This window comes from Zobellia roscoffensis, assembly GCF_015330165.1.
Taxonomy (GTDB): domain Bacteria; phylum Bacteroidota; class Bacteroidia; order Flavobacteriales; family Flavobacteriaceae; genus Zobellia; species Zobellia roscoffensis.
This window is the reverse complement of sequence record NZ_JADDXT010000002.1, coordinates 34408-60939: the sequence shown is the minus strand read 5'-3', so window position 1 is coordinate 60939 and position 26532 is coordinate 34408. Positions and strand designations below refer to the sequence as shown.

Annotated in this window: 21 protein-coding genes; 15 read left to right on the top strand and 6 right to left on the bottom strand. The window is 35.7% G+C overall.

Going from position 1 to position 26532, the window contains the following annotated elements:
* The first annotated feature begins 50 nt into the window (after positions 1-50).
* From IWC72_RS00265 to IWC72_RS00255, 3 genes are read left to right on the top strand one after another with little or no spacing between them, the layout of a single operon-like run.
* Positions 51-1067, top strand: coding sequence for a sensor histidine kinase (locus tag IWC72_RS00265; protein WP_194528452.1), 1017 nt, complete (start codon positions 51-53; stop codon positions 1065-1067).
* Entirely contained in the window at positions 1048-1365 is a 318-nt protein-coding gene (locus tag IWC72_RS00260) for an Hpt domain-containing protein (protein WP_194524269.1), read from the top strand. The genes IWC72_RS00265 and IWC72_RS00260 overlap by 20 nt, the downstream gene beginning before the upstream one ends.
* A gap of 4 nt (positions 1366-1369) precedes the next feature.
* Complete coding sequence (locus IWC72_RS00255; protein WP_194524268.1) at positions 1370-2095, top strand: LytR/AlgR family response regulator transcription factor; 726 nt, start codon at positions 1370-1372, stop codon at positions 2093-2095.
* Positions 2096-2541: 446 nt separating this feature from the next.
* On the opposite strand, the gene IWC72_RS00250 is transcribed toward IWC72_RS00255, so the two are convergent.
* Positions 2542-4602, bottom strand: coding sequence for a tetratricopeptide repeat protein (locus tag IWC72_RS00250; protein ID WP_194528451.1), 2061 nt, complete (start codon positions 4600-4602; stop codon positions 2542-2544).
* A 210-nt stretch (positions 4603-4812) separates the two neighbouring features.
* Here IWC72_RS00250 and IWC72_RS00245 point away from each other — a divergent pair, with 210 nt between their 5' ends.
* Positions 4813-5115 (top strand): STAS domain-containing protein, encoded by a 303-nt coding sequence (locus tag IWC72_RS00245; RefSeq protein ID WP_194528450.1) that lies wholly within the window; start codon positions 4813-4815, stop codon positions 5113-5115.
* Positions 5116-5170: 55 nt separating this feature from the next.
* On the opposite strand, the gene IWC72_RS00240 is transcribed toward IWC72_RS00245, so the two are convergent.
* From IWC72_RS00240 to IWC72_RS00230, 3 genes are read right to left on the bottom strand one after another with little or no spacing between them, the layout of a single operon-like run.
* Positions 5171-6700, bottom strand: a complete 1530-nt coding sequence (locus tag IWC72_RS00240; protein ID WP_194528449.1) for a cellulase family glycosylhydrolase — start codon at positions 6698-6700, stop codon at positions 5171-5173.
* Entirely contained in the window at positions 6697-7926 is a 1230-nt protein-coding gene (locus IWC72_RS00235; RefSeq protein ID WP_194528448.1) for a hypothetical protein, read from the bottom strand. Before IWC72_RS00235 ends, IWC72_RS00240 begins: the two co-directional genes overlap by 4 nt.
* Positions 7923-11009, bottom strand: a complete 3087-nt coding sequence (locus IWC72_RS00230) for a hypothetical protein (RefSeq protein ID WP_194528447.1) — start codon at positions 11007-11009, stop codon at positions 7923-7925. The genes IWC72_RS00235 and IWC72_RS00230 overlap by 4 nt, the downstream gene beginning before the upstream one ends.
* A 515-nt stretch (positions 11010-11524) precedes the next feature.
* On the opposite strand from IWC72_RS00230, the gene IWC72_RS00225 reads away from it, so the two are divergent.
* From IWC72_RS00225 to IWC72_RS00190, 8 genes are all read left to right on the top strand, one after another.
* Positions 11525-12769 carry an oligosaccharide flippase family protein gene (locus IWC72_RS00225; RefSeq protein WP_194528446.1) on the top strand — a complete coding sequence of 415 codons (1245 nt, stop codon included), beginning with the start codon at positions 11525-11527 and terminating at the stop codon, positions 12767-12769.
* Between the two features lie 56 nt (positions 12770-12825).
* On the top strand, positions 12826-14064 hold the full coding sequence (locus IWC72_RS00220; RefSeq protein ID WP_194528445.1) for a glycosyltransferase: 1239 nt from the start codon (positions 12826-12828) through the stop codon (positions 14062-14064).
* Between the two features lie 39 nt (positions 14065-14103).
* Positions 14104-15243, top strand: a complete 1140-nt coding sequence (locus IWC72_RS00215; RefSeq protein ID WP_194528444.1) for a response regulator — start codon at positions 14104-14106, stop codon at positions 15241-15243.
* Positions 15244-15401: 158 nt separating this feature from the next.
* A complete protein-coding gene (locus IWC72_RS00210) occupies positions 15402-15965 on the top strand; it encodes a TetR/AcrR family transcriptional regulator (RefSeq protein WP_194528443.1) in 564 nt (187 codons plus the stop codon).
* 79 nt (positions 15966-16044) lie between these two features.
* Entirely contained in the window at positions 16045-16608 is a 564-nt protein-coding gene (locus tag IWC72_RS00205; protein ID WP_194528442.1) for a carboxymuconolactone decarboxylase family protein, read from the top strand.
* A gap of 453 nt (positions 16609-17061) precedes the next feature.
* Positions 17062-17370 carry an EthD family reductase gene (locus IWC72_RS00200; RefSeq protein ID WP_194528441.1) on the top strand — a complete coding sequence of 103 codons (309 nt, stop codon included), beginning with the start codon at positions 17062-17064 and terminating at the stop codon, positions 17368-17370.
* A gap of 62 nt (positions 17371-17432) precedes the next feature.
* The gene (locus IWC72_RS00195) at positions 17433-18080 is read left to right on the top strand and encodes a DsbA family oxidoreductase (RefSeq protein WP_194528440.1); all 648 of its coding nucleotides are present in this window, start codon (positions 17433-17435) and stop codon (positions 18078-18080) included.
* A gap of 115 nt (positions 18081-18195) precedes the next feature.
* Entirely contained in the window at positions 18196-18957 is a 762-nt protein-coding gene (locus IWC72_RS00190) for an aspartate/glutamate racemase family protein (protein ID WP_226979453.1), read from the top strand.
* A gap of 42 nt (positions 18958-18999) precedes the next feature.
* Here IWC72_RS00190 and IWC72_RS00185 read toward each other — a convergent pair whose 3' ends face one another.
* Together IWC72_RS00185 and IWC72_RS00180 are read right to left on the bottom strand one after the other, a co-directional pair.
* On the bottom strand, positions 19000-20253 hold the full coding sequence (locus IWC72_RS00185) for a mechanosensitive ion channel family protein (protein WP_194524256.1): 1254 nt from the start codon (positions 20251-20253) through the stop codon (positions 19000-19002).
* 123 nt (positions 20254-20376) lie between these two features.
* Entirely contained in the window at positions 20377-21324 is a 948-nt protein-coding gene (locus IWC72_RS00180) for a universal stress protein (protein WP_194528439.1), read from the bottom strand.
* A 955-nt stretch (positions 21325-22279) separates the two neighbouring features.
* Between IWC72_RS00180 and IWC72_RS00175 the strand changes: the two genes are divergently transcribed.
* From IWC72_RS00175 to IWC72_RS00165, 3 genes are all read left to right on the top strand, one after another.
* On the top strand, positions 22280-23554 hold the full coding sequence (locus tag IWC72_RS00175) for a ribonucleotide-diphosphate reductase subunit beta (RefSeq protein ID WP_194524254.1): 1275 nt from the start codon (positions 22280-22282) through the stop codon (positions 23552-23554).
* The gene (locus tag IWC72_RS00170; RefSeq protein WP_194528438.1) at positions 23555-25342 is read left to right on the top strand and encodes a ribonucleoside-diphosphate reductase subunit alpha; all 1788 of its coding nucleotides are present in this window, start codon (positions 23555-23557) and stop codon (positions 25340-25342) included.
* Positions 25343-25809: 467 nt separating this feature from the next.
* Positions 25810-26331 (top strand): hypothetical protein, encoded by a 522-nt coding sequence (locus IWC72_RS00165; protein WP_194528437.1) that lies wholly within the window; start codon positions 25810-25812, stop codon positions 26329-26331.
* The last annotated feature ends 201 nt before the right edge of the window (positions 26332-26532 follow it).

Genomic DNA, 26532 nt, shown 5'->3' with positions numbered 1-26532 from the left:
AAAGACAACTTAAAAAAAGCTTGCCCGCATATCTTAGCGAAAATAAGGATATGCAGAAGTTTTTGGATGCTGTAGAGATGTCATACCAGAATTATGATGAAAAATTAAGCATGATACAAAGGGCTACTACTATTAGCTCCGAAGAATTGTTTCATGCCAATAGAGAGCTTACCAAAGAAGCTCAAAGACAAAAGAAAATTTTGGCATCATTAGAATTGGCAATGGAGAGCTTAAATTCTAATTTAAGTAGTGAGGACCAATTTGGGAGTGGAGCTAAAAAAGAATTTGATGTAGAAAAATTAGCACAGCATATTAGTAAATTGGCCGCTCAGGTAAGCGAAATTACCGAAGAGAAAAATATACTTTTAAAAGACCTAGAAACACAGAATGATTCACTTAACAATTATGTGCAGATGGTATCACATGATTTAAAGTCGCCTATTCGGAATGTAAATGCTCTTTTGAGTTGGATTCATGATGACAATCAGAATAGTTTAACAGATGAGAGTAAGGAAAATATAGAACTGGCATCAAGTAATCTGGTAAAAATGGATAATTTGATTAACGGGATTTTAGAACATGCCACCATTGGAACAAGTATGGAATCTAGAATGAATGTAGATATCAATCTTCTTTTAAAAGAAATTGAAAGTTATGTGCCGTTACAGGAAAACATGACTTTAGAGTATGGTAATGACTTTCCGGTTATACATATAGAAAAACACCTGATTGAGCAGATTTTTGCTTATTTAATTACAAATGCCATTGCCGCTACCAAGCATCTTAAGAGAGGCATAATCACTATAAAATTTGAAGATGACAATCAATTTTGGAAGTTTTCGGTAATTGATAATGGAAAAGGTATTCCGGTTAGGCACCAAACCTCCATATTTGAAATGTTTAAGAAACTAGAGAATAATGATAGCGCTGCTGGTGTAGGTTTGGCCTTGGCTAAAAAAATTGTCAGATTATATCAAGGCTCTATAGAACTAGTATCAGAAGAAAATATGGGGGCGAATTTTTCGTTTACATTAAAAAAAGATAGCAATGGAACAACCAAACCTTAAATACATAAAAGAACTATCTGGAGATGATATTGAGTTCGAACAAAAATTTATTTCTATTTTGAAGGATGAATTTCCGGTGGAATTCAGTACGTATATAAAACATGTAGATAGTAATGAAACAAAGGAATCTGCTGATATTGTTCATAAATTAAAGCACAAGTTCAATATTTTGAGCATGGAAGAAGCGTACAGATTTGCAGTTACATTTGAAGAGCAATTACGTGCTGGTAAGATTGAAATGGATTCTGATTTTAGAGCAATATTAACCAAAGTTGAAGACTTTCTTAAAACCCTTTAATAGTATGACTTGTATTATCGTAGACGATGAAGCAACAGCCCGCGCCATAGTAGCAAAACACTGCTCCTCGGTTACGGACTTAAACGTTGTGGGCGAGTTTGATAATGCCATAGATGCCATTAAGTTTTTAAATCAAGAAGAAGATGTAGATGTCGTATTTTTGGACATTCATATGCCTGGTTTCAGTGGAGTTGATTTTGTTCAAACTTTAAAAAATTGTCCTAAGGTTGTATTAACTACTTCTGATACGGAGTTTGCAATTGAAGCTTACGAATATGAATCCATTGTAGATTATATGGTTAAGCCATTAACTGCAGAGCGTTTTGTAAAATCAATTCAAAAGGTTAAGAACGCACTTGAAAAAAAGACGCCTACTATTTCAGATTCTAATCGCGGAAAAAATACGAGTGTAGAAGCGGAGCAAGATTTATACATCAATATAGACAAAAGGTTGATAAAACTGCACTTCCATGAAATACTAGTGGTAAAGGCGCAAGGCGATTATATTGATATTACAACAGAAAATAAAGAGTATCGGGTTCATACTACCCTTAAAAAAATAAAAGATAAATTACCTAATAAAACATTTCTTCAAATACACAGGTCTTACGTTATTAACTTCACTAAAATTATAGATATTGAAGACAATAGCGTCCTTATTAAAAAGATGGTCATTCCCATTAGTCGATCAAATCGACCAGAACTCATGAGGCGTCTGAACTTGGTTTAAAGTATTTCTACATTTTTGTGCCATTCGTCTATAGGTTAAGGTGATTCACCGTAAGAGCTTTCTTATTTTTCAATTTCAGATGTAAATTTGTATAAGAATATTAAAGCTATCAAATATGAAAGCAAATCTCTTATATATATTAAATTCTAAAGGGGCTACTATACGTTTAGTAGGTGTACTTCTATCGGTCATAATAGGTATTGTTTTGGCTATTATGAGTATCTGGAATTATTAAAAAAAAGCTAGATGGCGTGCAGTGGGGACGTAGTACATCTTATTCGCTCTTGTTCTTAACTACGAGAAGTAAAAATATAAATGAGCGTAATAGCTTGTAGGAATTATTCTCATATATTGGGTTCTTGAGAATATGTTTTGTATCAGGACAATCTTTTTTAATTAAAGGATTGTCTTTTTTTATGTGTATCCTAACCTCTTGATAAGAGGAGTTACTTAGCTATTTTTTTATAAAATAAAGGCTTCTTGGTCATTAGCCACTTCAGCTTTAGACCAATTTCGGTAAACTCAAAACCTGCGGCAGTTGCAGAGGCAATGTTACTGTATTTTCCATATAGGTTACCACTGAAGCGTTTTGAAAATTTATGTGTTACACCTGCTTCGGCCCTAAATATTATTGTATTTGGGTCTTCTTCTACTTGCTGTAATCCTGTTGCTGCACTCATCATGTACGTAGTGTTTTCAGAAAACTCCCCTCTTAAATCACCAAATAGTTCTACCGCTTGGTACTTTTCCGGACTAAAGTAAATAGTAGGTACTTGATTGGCAAAAGAGAGATATTGATAATTGACACCCACTTTTAGTGCAGGTTTGCGCAAGACATTGTAGTATAAAGAAGTGAACAAAAGTTTTCTAATATTATCGTCACTTTGGGTGGTGTAAATTGCTTGAGTGTACCAGCCAAGATTAAAATTGGTACCTAAATTATAGTTAAGACCATAATGGTTCATGATAATTTCACGCTCAATAAGGTCTGCATTAAAGCTTTGAATCTCTCTCTTATAATTAAGTTCAAGATTTTGCAATTTAAAGGGCTGCGTCAAGAGCTTCACGTCAATAACAGGTTGGGTATAAGATTCTGAATCAAAACTAGATTTATTTAATCCTAAAACGACTTTAAAGGTCGTTTTAGGAAGCAATTTATAATCTAGACCAGCAGAAAGTATATGAGAGCTTGCTTTGTTGTTTGTAATGGTGTTTTCTGTAGTTCTGAAATTATATGAAAGATTTGTACTTAGTTTTGTTGAAAGGGGTACAGTAGCTGTTGTATTGGTAGAAAAAGCAACGTTCTTACCATTGTCAAAAGTGTAAGCTAGGTGCTCTTCTAAAATTGGCGTAAATGATACATTCAATTTATTAATAAAACCAAGAGCATCTTTCTGGTCTTTAAATACTTTAAGCGTTCCAAAAGCAGCGTTGTAAGCAGGTATGATTCGGTCTGCGGCGTAAAGGGCATTGGCCTTACCTAAGTTACCATCAAAAGAGGCACTGTCATTCTTTAAAATTGCATCATAATTGGCAACACTCTTTTTTGGAGAACCAGTATAAAGACCGTGCATTGCTTTTAGGGCGTAAATCCAATTACGATTTTCATATGTAGTTTCGAGTACTGCTATTTCACTTTTGGCTTGGTTGTATTTTCTATTCCAAATTAAAGCCTGTATGTAACGGTCGTAAGTTTGCTCCTTTAAAGTTACGTCCTCTACAGATTTTGCTTTTTCTTTTGCTTTTGTAGCGACAACTAAAGCTTGTTTATCGTTCTCACCGATATGTTCTGCAAGGGCTATACCGTTAAGAGCAGTAATTGAATCTTTAGGTGAAGTCGCTAGACGACGGTATGTTGCTTTTGCTTTCTCCGTATTTTTTGTAATCAAATAGAGATTGGCAAGGTTTAGTAAAGCATCTTTATCTTCAGGAAAATCTGTAAATATCTCTTTTAACAGTGCTTCCCCTTTTTTGTAATTCTGAGCGTTTACATAGGCATTTGCATAGCCCAATCGCATATATTTTTTTGAAGTCAGGGCACCAATATTACCCGGGTCAATTTGCAACGCCTTTTCAACCCACTCTAAAGCCTTTTTATAATTTTTTAGGTTACTAAGGGTATTGGCATAACCTAAAACGGCGCCAAAATTTTCAGGATAGTTAGCTACTAAATCGGCATATAAGGGCTCAGCTTGTTCATATTTTTTGTCCCAAAGGAAAGATTCGTTGTAATTGATTTGAACTTCAAAATCACCAGGGTATTCTTTTAAAAGGTCTGAGAATATCCCTGTTGCTTTTCTGGGCTCACCGCTTAAACCTACAGCACGGCCATAACAGAGTAGGGCTGTTTTATTATTTGGATCATCAACAAGATAACCCTCAAAAAAGGTCTCCGCTTGTTCAAAATCACCATTCTCCAACAAGGTAAAACCAGGTTGTAGTGGACTTTGCGCCATTCCTATAAATGTAAAGAATAGCACGATGCAGAGTGTATTTAGTTTTAACATTAAAGTAAGTTTTTTACCACAAATGTATAACGACTATAAAACTTTTTTATTGGTAATTATTTTATAAAAGTTTTGCTCCATTTTTATCTAATGAACAATAAAACTTGCTCACATACAGTTATTTAAAGTCCAGTTACAGAGCTCTTCTCATTTTTAAAGGTTTGAATAGAACTTTACAACTGTAAAAATTAACCTACAGAACTTTACATTATGGCTTTACAGATTACGGAATCATGTGGTATATTTTGCGTTCACGGAACCTTGAATTTAAATAATGCAACCATTTTAAGAAGACATATAAGCAGATACTTGGGGTCGGATAGGCGTATTGTTATTAATTTAGAACGTATATCAAAAATTGATGCCAACGGCGCATTAGCCTTACAACAGTTATATGATTTTGCATTAAAGCGTAATCGTACGTTGACTATATTAGGTAGTACCAACGAGCAGGTTTTCTCAGCCTTGAATAAAGCAAATGCTATGTATATTCTTGGCGCTCATCACGCTTAATATTCTGCATTAGTGCTTTACAAAGACGCAACCCTTTTTTATAAAGACAGGAGGTTTATTTTTTTTCGGAATTTGTAAATACTTTGTAAATTGGTTTTTTGTCTCCTTTAAAATCCAGAAGTCCAAAATGGCGTTGTCTTACTTTTCTCCATGGCAGGCGCCCAACTACAGAGGTAGGGATATTTTTAAAATCGTAGAGCGTCCATATCATATGAGATAACCCTTCTTTTTCCACAACTTTCTGAATAGTCTCTACATATTCTTTTTGTTTTTTGTCCGAACCGGTGTAGGCATTCCAAATACCATCGTATGAAGAGTATCCGTACTCTTGTAAAATTAAAGGCTTGTCTGTAACATCTTCTTTAAGTTTAGCAAGAACATTTTGAAACTTAGAAGCTTCTCTGTAATAATGAAAGGAGACCAAATCTAATTCATCCTTTAAGTTAACTGCAGCTTCTGGGCTTGACCAACCAATGGTAATAGCATGTTTTTGGTCTATTTTTCGAATACGCTCTACGGTTTGCTCTAACCAAGAAAGCACCAATTCCTTTCCACGCGATTCAAAATCAAGGTCAGGTTCATTCTTTACATCCCAAGCAATAATAGCGTTGTGGTCTTTTAAAGCTTCTACTACCTGTTCAATATGTCTATTGGTCATCGTCCAATCACTAACGCTATAATTTCCATAAAAATCAAAAAGTGTAGGCATGATTGCCAGTCCGTTTTTTTCGGCAATATCTAATGTCAATTTTACTCTTTGTATTTTTTCAAAGTCCACATGTTCTTTTCCAAAAGACTCATAGGGAATAAAAATACGCAAGCTGTTGACGCCCATTTTCGCCATGAGTTTAAAATCCAGCTCAATTATTGAATCGTTGAATTTTTTTCCGAACATATCCCAAGGGGTGTCCTGTGGATAATAATTAATGCCTTTAAAATGGTAGTTGTCAAGATTTTGAACTTGCGATGGTATTTTTGGGGTTTCTTTCGGTAATTTGGTTTCAACCAACTGGCGTATTCTCCAAAATCCATCTTCCAACAATAACATTACTTTATAATCGGATGTAAATCTTCGCTTTGTGATTAAAGTTTCATTTTGATATACCTCTTCGTAAGCCGCTACACTTTTATCGGTCAAAACAACTAATTTTCCATCGGTACTATAAAATTCTAATTTTGGATAATGCTCTAGCGTGGTGGTCTGCAGGGTAACTTTATTTTTAAGGTTGAGGTCGGTAACCTTAAAAAGTTCCGTGCGCATACTATCTGTATAATAATCAGCTATGCCATAGGGTACATTATTAGCATAAGCGGCATTACGTACTTGCCAGGCGCTCATATAATCGCGTTCAATTTCACCCAAAGTTTGTTCTTCCATGGGTCTGCCTTCGTTCTGGGCAATTTCCCATTCTACTTTAGGCAAGTAGCTAGCAGAAATTTCTTCGTGTAAATGAAGCATAGAAGTACGGTCCGCACCAGTATTCAAATACGTCAATGCACTGCTGATTCCGAATAATATCAGGCCATTAAGAGCCAGAAATGATAGCAGCAGGAAAATACGATATAGTGTTTTGTTCATTTTCATTTTAGTGCTACTGATTTTGTTTTGGTTATGCCTGCAGTCTTAATTTGTAACTCATAGGTATCGTTCGGAAAGAAATCTGCCGAGAGTTTAAATTGCCCTTCACCTTGCATTGAAGAGGTTCTTAGTATATCTAAAACTTTGCCTGTGGTATCGCTAACGGTCAATGCCATAGGCATACCATCAGGTACAAGTTGGTCCATAAAACTCTTAAGTGGACCTACGGATATTGTTCTATAATTTTCTGAAAAATGTATATCATAATCGGTTACCGATGCCTTAAATGCCACTTTAATAGGTGCACTTCTAGCTGCACCGGTGACAAATGCCTCTACGGACCAGCTTGCTTTTTGCTCGGGGTGCAAAAGTCGTGCTGCGGCTTTACCATTTAGTGTAGTACCCTGTGCTTTGAGTCTTGCGCCTTTATCATCGGTAATGATAAAACCTACCAAGGTGCCGTCTCCCACAATATTACCATAAGTATCTCTTAAAATGCTGGTCCTAAAGGTAATTACCTGGTTGCCATCTGCATATTCGTGATTTCTTTCGTAGGATATGGTGAAATCCACAGGATTGGCAGGGTAGACAATTGTGGTAAATTCTTTTGAATCTGTTTCATTACAAGCGGAGGAAATTAACATACGGCCAGATTTTTTGGGAGACCGAACTAGTGACCACGCCATTAGATTCTTAGTACGTAATTCTTTTTCTGATTGGCTATCTTGAAATTGGACTTTACTGTAAATTGATGTGCTATCGTTTAAAGGATTGTCATAGAAATCAGTGGCAAGCATAACGAACATAGCATAATCAATAGGTCCTGCCGTTAGACTTCTAGGTCCTAAGTACGATTCTAGAAAAGTTCCATTTTTATTGTTTACAAGGATGTTGAATGTACCCGTCATTTTTTCTTCGGAATCGGAATTCAAAGACCAATAGCATATGCCCGATTTTTCGTAAAAGTTCTTTGGAATAGCAAATTGCAAAGTATCATCAACAACGGAAGGCTTAAGAACCGTGGTGCCCACCGCATTTCTAAAAATAAGATTAGGACTGGCTTCTCCTGAGGCTTTGAAGTGGAGAGCGAATGCTTCCCCGGCGGTAAAGTTCTCTTCTGTTGTGAGCAGTTCAAAGGTAGCGCTTGAAACTTCCTTTTTCTCTGGTTCTTTTGAACACCCTAAGAAAAGCAGCATGAAAGCGATGCAGATATGTACAAAGTGCATTTTCATTTCGGGTTACCTATATAACTGTTCAACTCAAATTTTAAATATTGAAATCCATCACCGGAATACGGTTGCAATTGGTCTTCTGCATGTGATGTGTCTCTGTTCGGGAAAAGCTTTTTGCCTATTTCTGAATTTGGACTTCCGTTTACAAAACAATTCTCTAGACTACTATTGATGATTTTAATGTCCGATAGACACGCCACATCATACTCGAAAAATCGTTTTCTTTGAATGCGGACTCCATCGGTTAAAAATTCGTGCTCTACCCAAATTAACTTTTTATCATCGTCATAATATGAAATCAATAACTGCGGAATAGTTACCTCTTGGATACCTGAGTTATAGAGTGTACCACTTATTTTATCACCTTCAAAAATCAACTCCTGAAGGCTTACCTGTTTGTACAAATCAGTATTGGCAACGTTACCGGCGCACTGTAGATTAAATTTGGTAGGTTGCTCTTCAAAAGTCATTGGCGTAAACTGGTCGGGATCAAAAGTAGGAGGTAAGGTATCTTTTGTGGATGACCAGGCAATTCCTTCAAAATCAATTCTAAACGTTGTGGTTTCCTTTGGCATCAATTTATGCTTTGCTACATCTTTAGCATTGTAGGTAGCGAGTTCTTTGTTTTCATCGTTATAAAGTGTACCCTTAATAACCACATCTGCAGGTACGTGATCTACATTTTGCAGTTCGCCAATAATACTGTAACTACCTTGGTACTGGACCAATTTAGCTTTTAAAACCTCTAGAACCGGTTGTTTTAGAACATCTTCGTGATGCGTTTGTTGGGTGGTAATCTTTCGTCTACCATGATTAAAAAACGTAGTGTTATTAGAGGTGAACAATTGGTCAGGTGGTAAATCATTATCCAGTGAAGATGGCTCTATGTACCACTTGCCTTTCTTTTTAATCAGGCTGTGATAAAAATCTTTATGGATACTTTCTAACGGTGTAATCCATCTAGTAGCAGCTTTTACTCGGGCGCTTGTGTCATTTTGTTGTAAAAATTCAATACCCAGAGAATCTAGTTTTGCGTACGAGCTAAGAATACCATCTGTTACGGAAACTTCTAGCATGTATTGAGCAATTGTTTTCCCACTATCCGGATTTAAAAAAGAATGTGCTTTATTGAATTCTTTAAAATCTATAGCATCGTAATAGGCTTCCAATACATTAGTTGGGGCAATCTGGTCTACATTTTTAATATAGAATAGGTGTATGCCAAAACCTAGTACAATCAAAATAATAAAGGCCCAAATGTGATTGATGATAACCAATTTCTTTGGAAAATTATTATGTACCAGCGCATATTTAATAAACTCACCTTGCGGTAGTTTCCTAGCTTTTAGTGCCCGAATCCAAATCCATTGAATATTGATGATAAAAGCGATGACCACCGTTAATATGGGTATAATGCCCCACATGATTTTAATGCCTACAGGCACATCTTCTTTGGGCATTATTGTGGGGAAGGGTGGAACGTTGAGCTTTTCCCAAACCATAATTCCGTTCTCTAATTGTTGCAAGCGCTGCCATCCGCAGAAATAGAGAATGGGATCGTAAAATTTATCGTTTGAGAATATGTATTTAAGGTTGTATTTCTCGGGTACCGTTAAAAACTGCTGTAATGATCCGATTCCCTCAACACCCCTAAACTTTGAATTTTCTAACCGTTCAATTGCCCTTGTGGTAAGTTCGGGTAAGCGGCGAGCAGAATGGTAATTGCCGTCAACCGTCATGGCCTTTGTTTGGGCAGATAACCAGGCCATTTGATCTCCAAATCCCAGTGGTAAATAACGCCAATGGTCATGAGAATCTTGACTTAAAAAGTTGATAATGGGCTGCATCTTTATTTTTGCCGGCTGCGATGGCCTAAAATAACCAAGACTCATGGTAAAAATGACCATGAACAAAATACCGCCCATAATTACACCTCCCAAAATACGATGGTAAACACGCCCCCAATTTTCCTGAATACGTTCTTTTAAATCGCCCTCTACCATACGGTAGGCAAATTCACCAAAAAGAGGCAGGGCCATAATGGTCGCCCAAAGGGTAAAGCGGTCTAGAGTCAATATATTAAAAGCGGTTTCTCCCAATAGTATCAGAGGAAGCGGTGTTGTTCCACCAGTTCCTAAGAGAGTTAACATAGAGAACGACAATCCAAAAAAGATGTAGCGTCTGCTGTAATATCGATAAAAAAGAAAAGGAAGGATAAAGGTCAGAATCCCCCATGGGATAACAAAAAATACGAGTCCTGATGAGGTTACTTCTAGAAAATTATCCCTAGATCCGTGTGGAATAGGTACTTGGGTAATTGGGTTTTTCTTTGAGTTAAGCCAATAGGGAAATATACAGGTAACAATCAGGAACAATGATGAAAACCCAAATATGACGATTCGCCAAAAGCATTTTTTGAACTGTTTATAAAACACCCAAAAGCGTACTTCCTTAAAACTGTTTACTTGATCTCTTGCCGCATCCATTACGGCCATACCTAGCAATGGAAAAATAAAGAATACCATTCCAAAAATTGGCGTTACATGATGAGAAGTAACGGTTACGGCAATTAATGACAGGCTGGTGGCTATATACCTGAGCTTTCCTGTCTTTACCCAAAGGTAAATTTCAGGTAAGGAATGTAAAAGAACCGAAAGCCCAACAATACTTGGCAATTGCCCAAAAATATGGAGAGTTTCTACAAATGTGGAAGAAAATACAGCAAGCAGTGCGGTATAACCTGCAATTTTTCTGTCTCCTGTCATTAGAAGTCCAAATCTATAAGCACCCGTTATAAATAGAACAATTGCCACGAGGGCAACGCTGAACATTCCAAATTTAAGTCCGCCAATATGAGATAGAATTCCAATGGTTTGATGCACCAATGGGGGGTAAGCTTGTACGGTAAAACCAGTGTACCACCTATAGTCCCACGGCTCAAACCAACTATTGGCGTAATGGTCCGCAAAAAACAAATGTATCAAAGCGTCATAGGTGGTTTCTAAGGTAAAGAAGATACTAGACCCATGAAAAGCTATACCTATGACCAGTGCCAAGATTAATAAAACGTTGGTACGTTGCATTCGTGATTATTTGTCAGAAAATATAACATTATAAAGGTGTTAATATTGTATTTCATCGATGGTATTGCCGGTCTAAGGCTTTGAGCCATTGGTCTATAGTTAACCGTTGTTGAACTTTTTTACAATAAAAAGGTGAGAAGTGAAGGTATTTTTGCTTCTGTAGATTACGTATTTAAGATTGGTTTAGTGTTATTAATAGCTGTAATACAGAGTTTTATGTTTTTAGGGAGAAAATTTTCCTGAGATCGCTTTCAGTAGTAAGGATAAACTCAACTTTATAAAATTTCATTTTGTCGATGAAATGCAAAATATTTCTGTGAAATGCTACATTTTATCGATTATAAGTTAATTCCTACAATAATCTATTTAATTTTCGTTTAGGTATTGTTCTCATAAACCTGACTCTTCGAAAGGATTAATGTCTGATATACAGTTGTGTGTATTTGTATTGCAGAGGAGGAGGATTCGTAAGGGTTAATCAAAATATAGGAAATAGATAATAGATTTCATAAACTATGACAGCCATCAAATTAATGTTCAAAAAAGTATCCCAAGAACAGTTGTTCATGGGAAGCGTACTTTTGGTAAATGGCGGAAACTACTTATACAACCTTTTATTAGGTAGGCTTTTAGGTCCGGCTGCTTTTTCGGAAGCGGCACTTTTGGTTACCTTATTATTGGTGTTGTCCTTTATGGGAATGACGTTTCAATTAGCTACAGCAAAATTTGCAGTAATTTTTTCAGGTAGTGAATGGGATGTTTTTAAGAACATCAGTTACCGTCAAGCCAGTATTGTAGGCTTGTTCATAGGCTTATTAATCCTCGGTTTTTCAAAACAGTTACAATCATTATTCAATACGGAAAGCCATTGGATGTTTGTCATTTTTGGAATAGGTATTCCTATTTACTTCTTTATGAGTGTCAATAGAGGGGCGTATCAAGGAAAACAAGAGTTTGGAAAATTATCCATTACCTATCAGACAGAGATGTGGAGCCGGTTACTATTAACAATGGCCTTGCTTTTTCTTTTAGATATTGAACCAGGAACTTTAGTGGCACTAGGTATATTTCTATCTTTTATGTTTGGACTTTTTCCTTCGGATAGTACATCAATATCTTTTACGGAATCACGAAAGTTACAACCAGAAAACGCAAAACGTGTCTCCCAATTTATATGGTTAACGGCCTGCTATGAGTTAACTCAAATCATTATAAATAATAGTGATGTTTTATTGGTTAAGCACTATTTTGAACCAACGGAAGCAGGTTTATACGCCTCATTGGCTTTAATTGGTAGAGTGGTATATTTTGTAGCTTGGATGTTCGTGATGCTATTGTTGCCTGTAGTTGTACAAAAACAAAAAGACGGAGAGCCAACGGCGCCCATCCTGTTCAAATATGTATCCTATATAGGATTACTTTCAGCAGGAATAGTTGCGGCATGTTATCTTTTTCCTGAACTCATTATCACCCTAATGTTTGGGGACTCATATATAGCTATGTCTAGTTTATTATGGCAGTATGCTCTAGCAACGTCATTGTTTGCCATATCAAACATTTTTGCTTATTACTTTTTATCATTAGATCATTACGTACCAGTTATTTTATCTGGTGTATTAGGCCTTTCACAAATAGTATTAGTAGTACTCTATCATGAGAACTTAGAAAGTGTGGTCTATATGCAATTGATTGCCATGTCCATACTTCTTGTAGTTCAACTGGCATATTTTGCAAACAAGGAATTATTCCGAAAATGGTAATATATACAGTAAAAAATATAAAATAAATAGCCCAAACCTTAAACCTATCTATTCGTATGAAATTAGCCATTGTAACCGCATATCCACCAAGTAAAGTCACTTTGACCGAGTACGGATATTATCTTGTAAAACATTTTAGATTGCAAGAAGAAGTCACAGAAATTATTTTAATGACCGATAAAACGGAAGCACCCAAAGACCTTTCTTTTGAGGGGGAGGGTTGTAAAATTACAGTTTCGGAATGTTGGGATTTCAATAGCTATTCAAACATACTAACGGTTAATAAAGCTATTAAGACCCATAAGCCGGACGCTGTACTCTATAATTTACAGTTCTTAAAATTTGGAGACAAGAAGGTACCGGCAGCTTTAGGTTTAATGTTACCATACATAACTAGGTTTAAGGGTATTCCTACCATTTCTTTATTGCATAATATATTGGAGCAGGTAGATTTAGATAGTGCAGGGTTTACTAAAAGTAAATTACTTCAAAGTATATATGGTTTTATAGGGACTACTTTAACCAAGTTTGTTTTGGCATCTGATATTTTGGCGGTGACCATTAGTAAATATGTGACCATTCTTGAGGGAAAATATAAAGCGAAAAACGTTGCTTTAATTCCTCATGGTTCTTTTGAAACGCCTCCAGAGCCGGACTTTGGTCTTCCTGCAGGACCAAAACAGGTCATGGCTTTTGGTAAGTTTGGAACGTACAAGAAAGTAGAGGTTCTTATAGAGGCCGTAGAAGTCATCCGTAATAGGAGCAATGAAGACATAGAAATTGTCATTGCTGGTACGGATAGCCCAAACACTCCTGGTTATCTAAAGAAAATGGAAGAAGTATATAGCCATGTACCGCAAATACGCTTTACAGGTTATGTGGCCGAAGAAGATGTACCAGTAATTTTTGGAGAAAGTGCTGTTGTGGTCTTTCCGTATACCTCTACCACGGGTAGTTCAGGCGTATTACATCAGGCGGGAAGCTACGGAAAAGCAGTTGCTCTGCCTGATTTAGGAGATTTAAGCGTGCTTGTACAAGAAGAAGGGTATAGAGGTGAGTTCTTTTTACCAGAGAACAAAGAGTCATTGGCAGATGCCATAGAGAAAATTCTTACCGATGATGTGTATAGGACGGAGTTGGCCAAATCCAATTACGCGGCAGCTTGTTCCCTGCCAATGAGTACTATTACCCAAATGTATTTGGATTATTTCAAAGCCATTCAGGTTCAAAAATCTAAGGGCCAGATTATAGACGTTAACGCAATTGGACTAACGCACGAAAAAGTAAAAGCATAAACAAAAATTAGGATCCCACATCTTATAAAAAGTACCACCATGAAAATATTAGCTATTGATGACCAGCAATTAATTTTGCTATCTGTTGAAAAGAGATTGTTAGAGCTCGGTTATGATGTTAAAACCGCTAGCTCGGGCGAACAGGGTATTGAAATATTCGAAACTTTTCAACCCAATTTGGTTCTGGTAGACATTAACATGCCAGGGATGTCCGGTCTTCAAGTTGTAGAACACATACGAGCTGAAAAAAAATCAGATGTGCCTATATTGATAATGTCAGGTAATACCGATGAAAAAATCATTGTAGATGGTTTTGATTTAGGTATCAATGACTACATGAAAAAGCCGGTAAGTCTAGATGAGATGGCGGCCCGTATTAAACGTATTATTGGTGCTCCCGAAGTTCAAGGGAAAACCGGGACAAGCGAAGATGCTCAAATGCTACAAAAGCATTGTGTAGGAGTAGTTATTCCATGTTATAATGAAGAGGAACGTTTGTCTGGTCCGGAATTTAAAGCTTTTGCCCATGCAAATTTAGGATACCACTTATGTTTTGTAAACGATGGAAGTACCGATAAAACTTTAGAGGTGCTGCATGAACTACGTAAAGGAAACGAGTCCAATATAAGTGTATATGATTGTGAGAAGAATGGAGGTAAAGCAGAAGCTGTTCGCCAGGGTATCTTACATATGATAAAAGATGAGCAATTAGATTATTTAGGCTATTTGGATGCTGACCTTTCAACAGATTTTAGAGATTTTGACGATTTAGTTAAAACCATAGAAAGTTCTCATTTTAAAATTGTGAGCGGTTCTAGAATAAGTAGAATGGGAGCGAACATCACTAAAGAGTCCGCTCGTAAAATTATAAGCATGACCATTAATATGATTATACAGACCATATTGGGTATGCCTTTTAAGGACACACAGTGTGGAGCTAAAATAATGGATCGTGAAATTGCTTCTACCATGTTTAATAAAAAGTTCATTACCAAATGGCTTTTTGATGTGGAGATTTTTATGCGAATGAGAAAGCATTACGGCAAAGAAGAAGCCAAACGTATTATTTGTGAACAGCCACTTAAAAGATGGATTCATGCAGATGGCTCTAAGCTATCCATGAAAGATTCGGTTAAGATTGTTGGGCAACTGGCTAAAATTGCCGTTTCTTATAGATAAACAAAAGTATTCCTTAATTCTCGGGCAGCTCGAAACTCAAATTCATGGGGCTATGAATTGATGTTTTGAGCTGTTTTTTTTGGGGAAAAGCTAAAGTATTCTTAATAACTTGTTCATTTCAAAGCAAGTGCTTAGTTTTGTAATGTAGTTTAGAAACAATGGCTAGAAAAAAGCAATATAACGAGCAAGAAGTAATAGAAAAGGCAACGGCCTTATTCTGGCGTAATGGCTACGAAGCTACTACTGTTCGTATGTTGGAGAAGGAAATGGGTATCAACCAATTTTCTATTTATTCTAGTTTTGGTAACAAGCAGGGTGTTTTTATTGAGAGCATAAATAATTATAAAAAACAAATTTGCTGTATTACGGATAAACTAAAAGCCTCTAAAAACGGTAAAGAAGGTATTAAGCAATACTTCTATGATTTTTTGGAGTTCGCCAAAGAAGGAGATAAAAATAGAGGGTGTTTGGTAACCAATACGGTGAACGAAATGAAAGATGGTTCAGACCCTTTTGTTATGGAGCAATTAATAGGTTTTGCTAATAATATTAAACAGTTATTCTTGACTAATCTTTTACAGGAAGATGAGAGTAATGAAGAGGAAGCACAACGGAAAGCAAATTATTTAATGAACTGTTTATTAGGATTGTCAGTTTCATCAAAAGTTTACGACCAAAGGAAACTTAATGACACCATTGAAATTTCATTTTTGAACATCTAAAAATTTTTTACACACAAACTAAGCATTTGCTTAGTAATAAATGAGGATATAAATAATAATTAATTGAAATATAAGAATTATGAGCACATTAAAGATTCACACTTTAGAAACAGCACCGGAAGAAAGTAAGCCATTATTGGAAAAATCGATTAAGGCATACGGTAATATCCCTAATTTACACGGGGTATTGGCTGGGGCACCAGGTCTATTAAATGCATATCAGTCCATTCACGAACTTTTTGTTAATTCATCTTTTGATAACGATGAACTTACAGTGGTATGGCAAACTATTAACGTAGAGCATGAATGTCATTATTGTGTTCCTGCCCACACGGCTATAGCAAAAATGATGAAAGTTGATGATGCAATTACCGAAGCTTTAAGAAATGGCACGGAATTACCATCTGAGAAATTACAGGTATTACACGAAACTACATTGAAAATTGTTCGTGACAGAGGGTATATCAAAGAAGAGGACATTCAAGCGTTTTACGCTGCCGGTTATGAAGAAAGACAATTATTGGAGATTATTTTAGGTCTTTCTCAAAAAGTAATCAGTAACTATGTAAACCATATTGCTGAAACTCCAGTGGATGATGCTTTTCAAAAATTCGCTTGGAAAAAAGAAGGACAAACTGCCTAATGTTGTTAGCTTACGAAGTTTGATGGTAGTGCATAAACCTTCCACTTAGGTGGAGGGTTTATTTCTTTCTAATCGTTAACAACAGAACCGGTTTCAACCAGCTTCCCATGAAAAATCTATTAAAAATTTTAACGGCTATTCTTTCCACTATTTCTGTATATTGGTAAAGACAGTAGGCTTGTTGAAGCCTTAGTATTTACAATAAGAAATAATCCTAAACCTGCAAAAGATTTTTTGTATGGTTCTATATAATTTGAAGACTATAGAGAAGTAAATGGTAATTTGGTGCCTTTTGAACTTTCGGCTCAAGTTAGTAAGCCAAAAGATAAGACAGATGGTTGTGTGCATCGGTTAACAGTAAAAAGTTTTAAAATGGAATGCTTTTCCTGTAGCTAAACTGAATCTGTTGCGATAGAAATAGTAAGAGAACAAGAATAAAATAAAAACAGAATTATGATTAAAGTATCCGTACTGTATACAAATAGTGAAACTGTAGAGTTCAATCATGAATACTACTCCAATACCCATATACCAATGGTTCAATCTTTGGTGGGGAGTGCCCTGAAAAAGGTGGAAGTAGAAAAAGGACTGGGAGGTAGGGTGCCTGGTGAGCGTGCTCCTTTTGTTACTATTGCGAATCTATATTTTGATTCAATTGAAGAGTTTCAAAATTCTTTTGGTCCTCATGCAGAGAAGTTCGCGGCAGATGTACCAAATTATTCCAATGTTGATGGAATAATCCAGATTAGTGAATTGGTTTAATTTTTTACTCGATAATCGAGATTAAATGCCCCGAGGTAGTTTACTAAATTAAAATTGATGTTATGGCAGAAAAAATAAAATTAGATATAGTTTCCGATGTAGTATGCCCTTGGTGTACTATTGGATACAAGCGCTTACAAAAAGCAATTACCGAGCTCGGTGTTGAAGATAAAATTGAAGTAGAGTGGCAACCTTTTGAATTGAATCCTCATATGCCTGCAGAGGGTGAGGATTTGGTAGAGCATATTGCAAACAAATATGGTTCAACCCTAGAGCAGCAAAAAGATTCTCAGCAACGTATGATAGATGCCGGTGAAGAATTGGGTTTTACTTTCGATTATTTTGAAGGCATGCGAATGGCAAATACAAGAGATGCCCATATTCTGCTTGATTTTGCAAAGGAAAAAGGAAAACAGACCGAACTAAAAATGCGTTTGGTAACCGCTTTTTTCAGTGAAAGAAAAGATGTGTCCGATAGGGATGTCTTAGCGGAAGCTTTAAAAGCTGTTGGTTTGGATGTAGAAAAAGGAATGGCAAGGCTAGACAATGACAGCTTTAGGTATGAAGTAACTTCTAAAGAGCAATATTGGCAGGGACTTGGAGTGTCTTCTGTGCCTACTTTTGTTTTTGACAAGAAGAGTGCATTAACAGGGGCGCAACCCGTAGATGTTTTTAAGCAAGTATTAACGGAAATGCTACAAGAAGCCTAATATGGATTACTAATTATAATTCAGTTTAGTTCTTAAATACAAAGAGCATAAAACATATCTTTGCAGACCCCATTTTAGATTATTAAAATGGGGTTTATTTATTTTGTATAGCGTTATGATGACAAATAAAACAATAGGCATAGTTGGTGGAGTAGGTAGCTATGCGGGTATCGATTTAATAAAAAAAGTGTACGACCTTACCGAAGCAAAATCAGACCAAGAGCATCTGCCGGTTTCGATGTTATCAGTACCTCATAAAATTATAGACCGTACCAAGTATCTAATGGGCGAGACGGATATTAACCCGGGTATTGCCATATCGGAAATTATAGCGTCGTTAATAGCTAGCGGTTCTAGCATTATTGGTATTCCGTGTAATACGGCACATGCAAGACCTATTTTAAGTTTAATAGAGAAAAGTATTCCGGAATCTTGTGTTCTGGTAAACTTGATCGAAGAAGTAGGTTTACATATATCTACTAAGCATCCAGAGATTACGAAGGTGGGTGTTTTGGGTACTACAGGTACAATTTTAGCAAAAGTATATCCAGAGGTATTGGCAAAATATAATATTGAAGTAATTCAGCCATCCGAGGATATTCAAGATCTATTTGTGCATCCTTCTATTTATGACACAAGTTATGGAATTAAGGCGTTTTCTAATCCCGTAAATGAAAAAGCCAAAGAAAACCTGAGTATGGCAGCCACGTATTTGTCAAGAAAAGGCGCACAAGCCGTAATTCTGGGTTGCACCGAAATACCACTTGCTATCCAATATGAAAAGATAGAAGACAGTTTGATTATTGATGCTACGACAGTTTTGGCTAGTGCTTTAATACGGGAGTCCAGAAAAATGGAAGAGACCCTTGTGGGGTAATTTATGATGCGAATAACTTTTCCACAACTTAAAAACGTTGTTTTATTCCGTGGGTACGGGGTTGAAAGAAACAGGAAGCTCAAACACTTCTAGATCAAAATAAGGCAATGCAGCCAAAAGATGGTCAAAAATGTCCGCCATTATGTATTCATAATTTTCCCAACGTTTGTCTGAGCTAAAAGCATAAATTTCCATTGGAATACCTTGTGATGTAGGTTCTAATTGCCGCACCATTAAAGTCATTCCCTTGTTTATGGCAGAATGGTTTTGTAGGTAATCATTAACGTATTTACGGAATACGCCAATGTTAGTCAGGTTTCTTCCGTTAATGGGGAGTTCTTTGTTTACCTGGTTTGATTCATTATAAGAATTTATCTGCTCGCTTCTATTGGTGAGGTAGGGTTGTATAAGTTCAATTTTTTCAAAAGATTTTATATCATCATCCGTTAGGAAGCGAATACTTTTTTGGCTGATAATCAATGCACGTTTAATACGTCTTCCCCCTGAAACTTCCATACCTCTCCAATTTTTAAAAGAATCAGAAATTAGGGCATAAGTGGGTATTGTAGTAATGGTTTTATCAAAATTCTGGACTTTTACGGTGGCCAGTGTAATTTCACTAACATTTCCGTCCGCACCGTATTTTTCAAAGGTTATCCAATCGCCAATACGCACCATATCGTTAATGCTAACCTGGATGCTGGCTACAAGGCCCAGAATAGAATCTTTGAATATGAGAAGGATTACGGCGGAACCGGCTCCAAGAGCGGTAAAGAATTTCCAGATAAGTACATCGGTAATAATAGCAAATATGGTGAGGATGCCAACAAACCACGCAAAAATCATGAACACCTGAATGTAGCTGTCCATGGGTTTATCACGAAACCTTGGTTTGGTTTTTAAATAGTCATTTGTACTCTTAAAAAGGCTTTTGACAATATAGAGCGTCAATATTACAAATACTATTTGGAGCATTTTGAGTGCAATATTGCCGGCGTATTCAAAATGGAAAAAGGCAAAAGGAATGAACTTAAATAATACCGTCAACGGAATGATATGGGCTAAATAGCGTGGAACCCTATTAACAACTAAAAAATTATCAAAATTAGTTTCGGATTTCCTAGCTACTTTTAGAGATAAGGAACGTAGAACTTTCCAAATAATTAAATCTAAAAACCAGGCTAAAATTAATGCAGTTACAAAAACAATTAATAGGTTCAGGTATGAGGCAAGGTCCTCGTTCATTCCTGTTTTTAGTAGATAATCGTAAAGTATTTGGTGTATGCCCTGTTTCATGAATCTCCTTCTAATAAATTTGATTGCAAAATTAAACTATAGAAGGAAGAAAGACGGCTTATAATAAAATAATTGAGAGAATTTTGGCAAGGATATGACTAATGTATTTATTTCAAAAAAATTCTAAGAGGCGTTAGATTCAGGTTGGCTTTCGTATAAGGGAGAAACTTCATCCCAAATTTCGTCTTTGGTGTTGAATAAAGTACTATTTTCTGAATATTTCAATCTATCATTTATAGCAAGAATAGGTATGTCATCAAAATAACCCAACTTTTCTAAAGTACATTTTCCAAAACCCATACTTTCCCAGAAAGTCTGTTTCTTGTTCACGTAGCTAATCATGGCACTGGCTTTAATTTGTACAAAGCATTGTAATGCAATGTTCATTTTGGTGTCATGAATCATATTAAAATGAAGGTCAATGTTTTTAAAATAAGTCTCTAGTATTGATTTGTTTTTTTCTTGTTGAGCATCTAGCGTATCATTCTCTTTTAAACCTAATATTTGAATACTAGAGTTGCTGATTTTTGCAATATCCGCTATGTGCTGTATATCAAAAAGATTAAAGTCCGTTTTAAAGTTCGTAGCAAAAACAATTTCTTTTGAATCCCCAAAAGTCGCTTTTTTTGGCACAATTAGAACTGGGCATTTTCTAATATTTTCAATTGTGGAAATGGTGGTCTTACCGTAGCTTCCTGTTTGTGTATTGGCTATTCCTTTTGCACCCATTATGAGCATATCAATTTGCATATTTTCAATGATATCTTTTACGGCATCTAAAAAGAGCGTGGATCGCGAAAGAACATGAAAACGATGTTTAGGATTGTCTTTTTTGAAAGTTAAACGGGTAAGAATATTGCCAAGACCTTCTTTTGAACGCTTTTCAGATAGTTTGTTGAATGCATCATCTGGATCCAAAAGCGTAAGACTATCTAAGCCACTAGTGTTTTTGGCATAGGTGTTAAGGATATAAAAATCACAATCCGTATTTGCATAGAGTCTGATAGCATATTGAATAGCATTCAACGAATTCTTTGAAAAATCTGTCGGCAATAATAGCTTCTTACTCATGATTGTTGTTTTTAGTTATTCTTTATATGCAAATTGATTTGCTCTCCTGCTTAATAAAAAGCTGTTACTGATTTGGATTTTTTTGTTTTTTGATAATGGGTTAATTAGGTTGTTTTAGGTTCAGGGTTTATGGCTGTTTTAAAAACTTAACTTTTAGTATTTAAAAGAATTTGTGATGATACTTTTGTTTAATACTATAGTTAGCTTTTTTATTCTTGCTATTGTCAGTTGCCGTTCACAAATAGCTGGTGTAGGTGAGACTCGTTAAAATCACAAGTGTTATTATCTATTTGATTTTCAGATAGATTCGTCAACTGATTTAGGTTAATACTCTTAAGAGCAAAGAGCATGCCTTTTAAAAAATATACGAGGTGTAAGTGTGTAAGGTATTGATTTTGAGTTAGTAATAGTCTTTTATTGTAAAATAATTATGATTTGGTGTGAGGAGAATTTCCTCAGTTGCTGAATTTTGGCTCAATATTATCGGTTTTTGTATTTTCTATCTTTCTTTAGGAGAGCAATGTAATCAGCCAAAATAAAGAGTACACACTCAAATACAATACAGTTGGGTAGGAGAGAGGTTGAAGGTTTTTGTGATGGTCTTAAACTATAGCAAAAGGTAGTAGTTACATACAGATACAATCATTTACAAATGTTTTTACATGTTTTTGAAACAAGAGTTACTAACTAAATGGAATTCAATAATAACCTAAAAAAAGTCAAAATTTAGAGTTATTGTAATTACTCGCTGCATGTAGTATTTTATCTATCCAAGCCGATTGAATTGTGTCATTTTTTTCATTTTCATGCAACTCTCTAAAAGACAATTGGTTTTGAAGTTTTTAGCCCGTTGTTAATAAAACTATGAAAACATTACTTTGTTTTAGGAAAAATAAAGAGAGTTAAAACCGACCTTTATACTTCTTCTTTAGAAGAATTCTAAGACCCATTACCTATGCAAATTACACATCTCATAAAGAGAGATTTCACTAAGAAACCGTTTCAGTTATACAAAATAACCGAAGCAATAATGAAAGCCATGACGGCAGCGTCACATGGAGGTCCTAACGATGCAGAACGTATTGCAAACAACGTTCATGCTTCATTATTGGAAAGAAGTGCACTAGACGAAAATTATGTACCTACCGTGGAGGAAGTGCAGGATTTTGTTGAAAATCAGCTAATGGAAGGTGGCTTTTTTGATGTTGCCAAAGGATACATCTTGTATCGTAATGAACAGGCTCAAAAAAGAAAATCGAATATATTTGAGAAGCGTATTAATTTAAAACCATACGAATATCCTCAATTGTATGAATACGTGCCTGCCATTCGTCATTCCTATTGGATACATTCTGAGTTTAATTTCACTAGTGATATTCAGGATTTTAAAGCAGGTCTAGAAGAGTCGGAAAGAAATGCCCTCAAAAATGCAATGTTGGCTATTTCTCAGATTGAAGTTGCTGTAAAAAGCTTCTGGGGAGATATCTATCATAAAATGCCCAAGCCGGAAATCGGTTCTGTAGGAGCTACTTTTGCAGAAAGTGAAGTACGTCATGCCGATGCCTACTCGCATTTACTTGAAATTTTAGGACTTAACGCAGAGTTCAAAAATTTGAAGAAAAAGCCGGTGATGATGAAGCGTGTACAATACCTTGAAACGGCGCTTAAGAATGCAAAAAGTGTAGACAATAAGGAATATGCCGAATCAATTTTGTTGTTTTCTTTATTCATTGAGCACGTTTCCCTTTTCTCTCAATTTTTGATAATAATGGCTTTCAACAAGCACAAAAATATGTTTAAGGGCATTTCAAACGTGGTTGAAGCTACCTCCAAGGAGGAACAGATTCACGGGGATTTTGGCATTGATGTTATTAAAATTATCAAGGATGAAAATCCGGATTGGTTTGATGCGGAATACCATACCATGATACAGGATATGTGCCATGAAGCATTCATTGCCGAAAGTGAAATAGTAGATTGGATTTTTGAGAAAGGAGAACTAGACTTCTTACCAAAAATAGTAATAAATGAATTTATTAAAAACCGATTCAATAATTCTCTGAGTAGTATTGGAATAGACAAAATTTTTGATGTCGATGACAAACTATTGACAGAAACAGAATGGTTTGATGATGAAATTATAGGTACCAAACATGGCGATTTCTTTGTAAAGCGCTCTATCAATTATAGTAAACGAACCCAAAGTATAACCAGTGACGATCTTTTTTAAATGAACGAATTAAACACTACCACCACACAAATTAAAGAAACAATTTCAGAGCAAGACCAACTTGTAAATGCAAGAAAAGAAGCTCTTAAAAACACAAAGAAAGAACCGAACGGCGGTTTTAAGTGGCTTACCGACCACAGTCTTAACTTTTTAAATTCAGGATATTTAACCAAAGGCGTAACTGCAGAAGAACGTATTCGTGAAATTGCGGATAGAGCAGAGCAATTATTGGATATGCCTGGTTTTTCCGATAAGTTTTTCGGTTACATGTCAGAAGGGTATTTCTCTTTGGCATCTCCGGTATGGTCAAACTTTGGAAAAGAAAGAGGATTGCCGATCAGTTGTTTCGGGTCGCATATAGATGATGATATGGGTAATATTTTATACACCCAATCAGAAGTTGGTATGATGTCTAAAATGGGTGGAGGTACGTCTGGCTATTTTGGAAAAATTAGACATCGTGGTGCTGAGGTTAAAAATAATGGTCAAGCTTCAGGCGCTGTACATATTATGCAGCTTTTTGAATCTATGGTAGATGTTGTTAGCCAAGGTTCTGTTCGTCGTGGTCGTTTCTCTCCTTATTTGCCTATTGAGCATCCAGACATTATGGAGTTCTTAGAAATTGGTACGGAAGGAAATCCTATTCAGGAGTTGACCCATGGGGTGACAGTAACTGATAAATGGATGCAGGAAATGATTGATGGTGATACCGCAAAACGTTCCATTTGGGCAAAAGTATTGCAGCGTAGGGGAGAGATGGGCTATCCATATATATTCTTTACGGATAATGCCAATAACGGCGCATCAAACGTATATAAAGAAAAGGATTTGCCTATATATGCAAGTAACCTTTGTACGGAGATAATGTTGCCATCAAATGATGATTGGTCGTTTGTATGTGTTTTGTCCTCAGTAAATGTTTTGCATTACGATAAGTGGAAAGATACGGATGCCGTTGAAACCATGGTATATTTCTTAGATGCCGTTATTACAGAGTTTATTGAAAAATTAGAAAGGTACCGTGATTCTGATTCTCGCGAAGACAGACAGACTTTCCTTTTTATGGAACGCGCCTATAATTTTGCAAAAGACAACCGGGCTCTTGGTTTAGGTGTTTTAGGATGGCATTCATTATTACAATCCAAAAGATTGCCTTTTAATAGCCAAGAAGCATTTAATCTAAATAGTGAAATATTTAAAGGAATAAAAGAGAAATCATACAAAGCCTCCGAAGAATTGGCAGCTAAGTTTGGCGAACCAGCAGTTCTTAAAGGATATGGTAGACGTAATGCAACTTTAAATGCAGTAGCGCCAACAACATCTTCTGCTTTTATTTTAGGACAGGTATCACAAGGTATTGAGCCAATTTGGTCAAATATTTACGTTAAGGATATTGCCAAGGTTAAAACGACCATTAAAAATCCTTTTTTATTGGAATTATTAGAAGAAAAAGGAAAGAATACAACAGAGGTGTGGCACAGCATTCGTGAGCGCGATGGTTCTGTACAGCATTTGGAGTTCTTAACGGAACTTGAAAAAGATGTATTTCAAACCTATTCTGAAATAGACCAGATGGATATTATCTATCAAGCGGCAAACCGTCAAAACCATATTGATCAAGGTCAATCTGTAAATATAATAGTGCATCCAGATATGCCGGTAAAAGAGATTAACAAGATTCACGTAACCGCATGGAAACTAGGGTTAAAATCTCTCTACTATCAACATAGCATGAATGCGGCACAAAAGTTCAAGCAGAAAAAAGATTGTGCTAGTTGCGAGGCGTAAGCTTGTAAGAGCAATTATTTAAGGCTTATTTTTTATCTAAATCCAACCCTATTCTAGTTTATATAGAATAGGGTTGGATTTTTTGTGGCTATTGGTTGTGTATTATTAGTGACCTGGCTGGGGCTCGAACCTATTTCTCAACAAATTGATATTCAAAAAATAAAATATAAACTTTCAAAGTATATACCGAATGGCTCACAGGATTGTATGTGTATCTTAAATGAACTAGCAGAATATAAATGCCAATAATCTTTAAATTTTTACATACCGCGGTATTACAATGACTGATTTTTTGTAAACAACTGATTATTAAATATTTGTGTATTTATCTTGCACGGTTTTGCAAGTATAGTACAAGCTTTTTATTTCCCATTCATTATTATTCCAAGTGATTGAAAAAATGGTAAAAGTCATTTTTTCATAAGTACAATATCATTGTTTCATAATTAATCTTTAAATAAATTATTATGAAAACATTTTTGATTAACGCGATGATATTGGGATTTGTTACTGTAGGATATGCTCAAGGCACAAGTAATAAATTAAATTTAGAAATTACAACGGAGAAAATTAGAGAGGTTCCTAAGAACATAAATTACTACAACGAGGTAAAAGAAGGCACTGTATCGCCCAGAGTTCTAGAATTACAGTATTCCGTGGCAAACTTTAATCTGTTCGCATCAACTTTATTTAAGGGTGGTGGAGGAAACTATCATATGAAATTTAGAAAAACAAAAGGTAAAATATACGTCACATTTGACTCTAAAGGTAAAATAAAATATTCTATGGGTACCTTTAAGGATGTTGCCCTTCCTATTCCCGTTAGAAATATAATTTATAGTTCTCATCCTGGATGGTATGTGCTTGAAAATACATATAAAAGTTCTTATTCTATAGAAAGGGGGATTGAAGATGTATATAAAATTAAGCTTGGTAAAGGCACGCTAGAAAAGAGATTAAGAATGGATGCTGAAGGTAAACTTTTATAAGACACTAGTTGGAAAGTATGATAATCCTCCCAATTTGTAATCTCATAGGAGAGGCTTTTGTAATTATTAATTTCATAAAATTACGAAACGGATTAAGCTGTAATTCATTCTAAATCAACTTTTACCAAATTAAAAGGGCCTTGTTTAATTTATTATCTTGCATAAGAACTATTCCGCTAATTTCCAGTATCAAAGCCATTG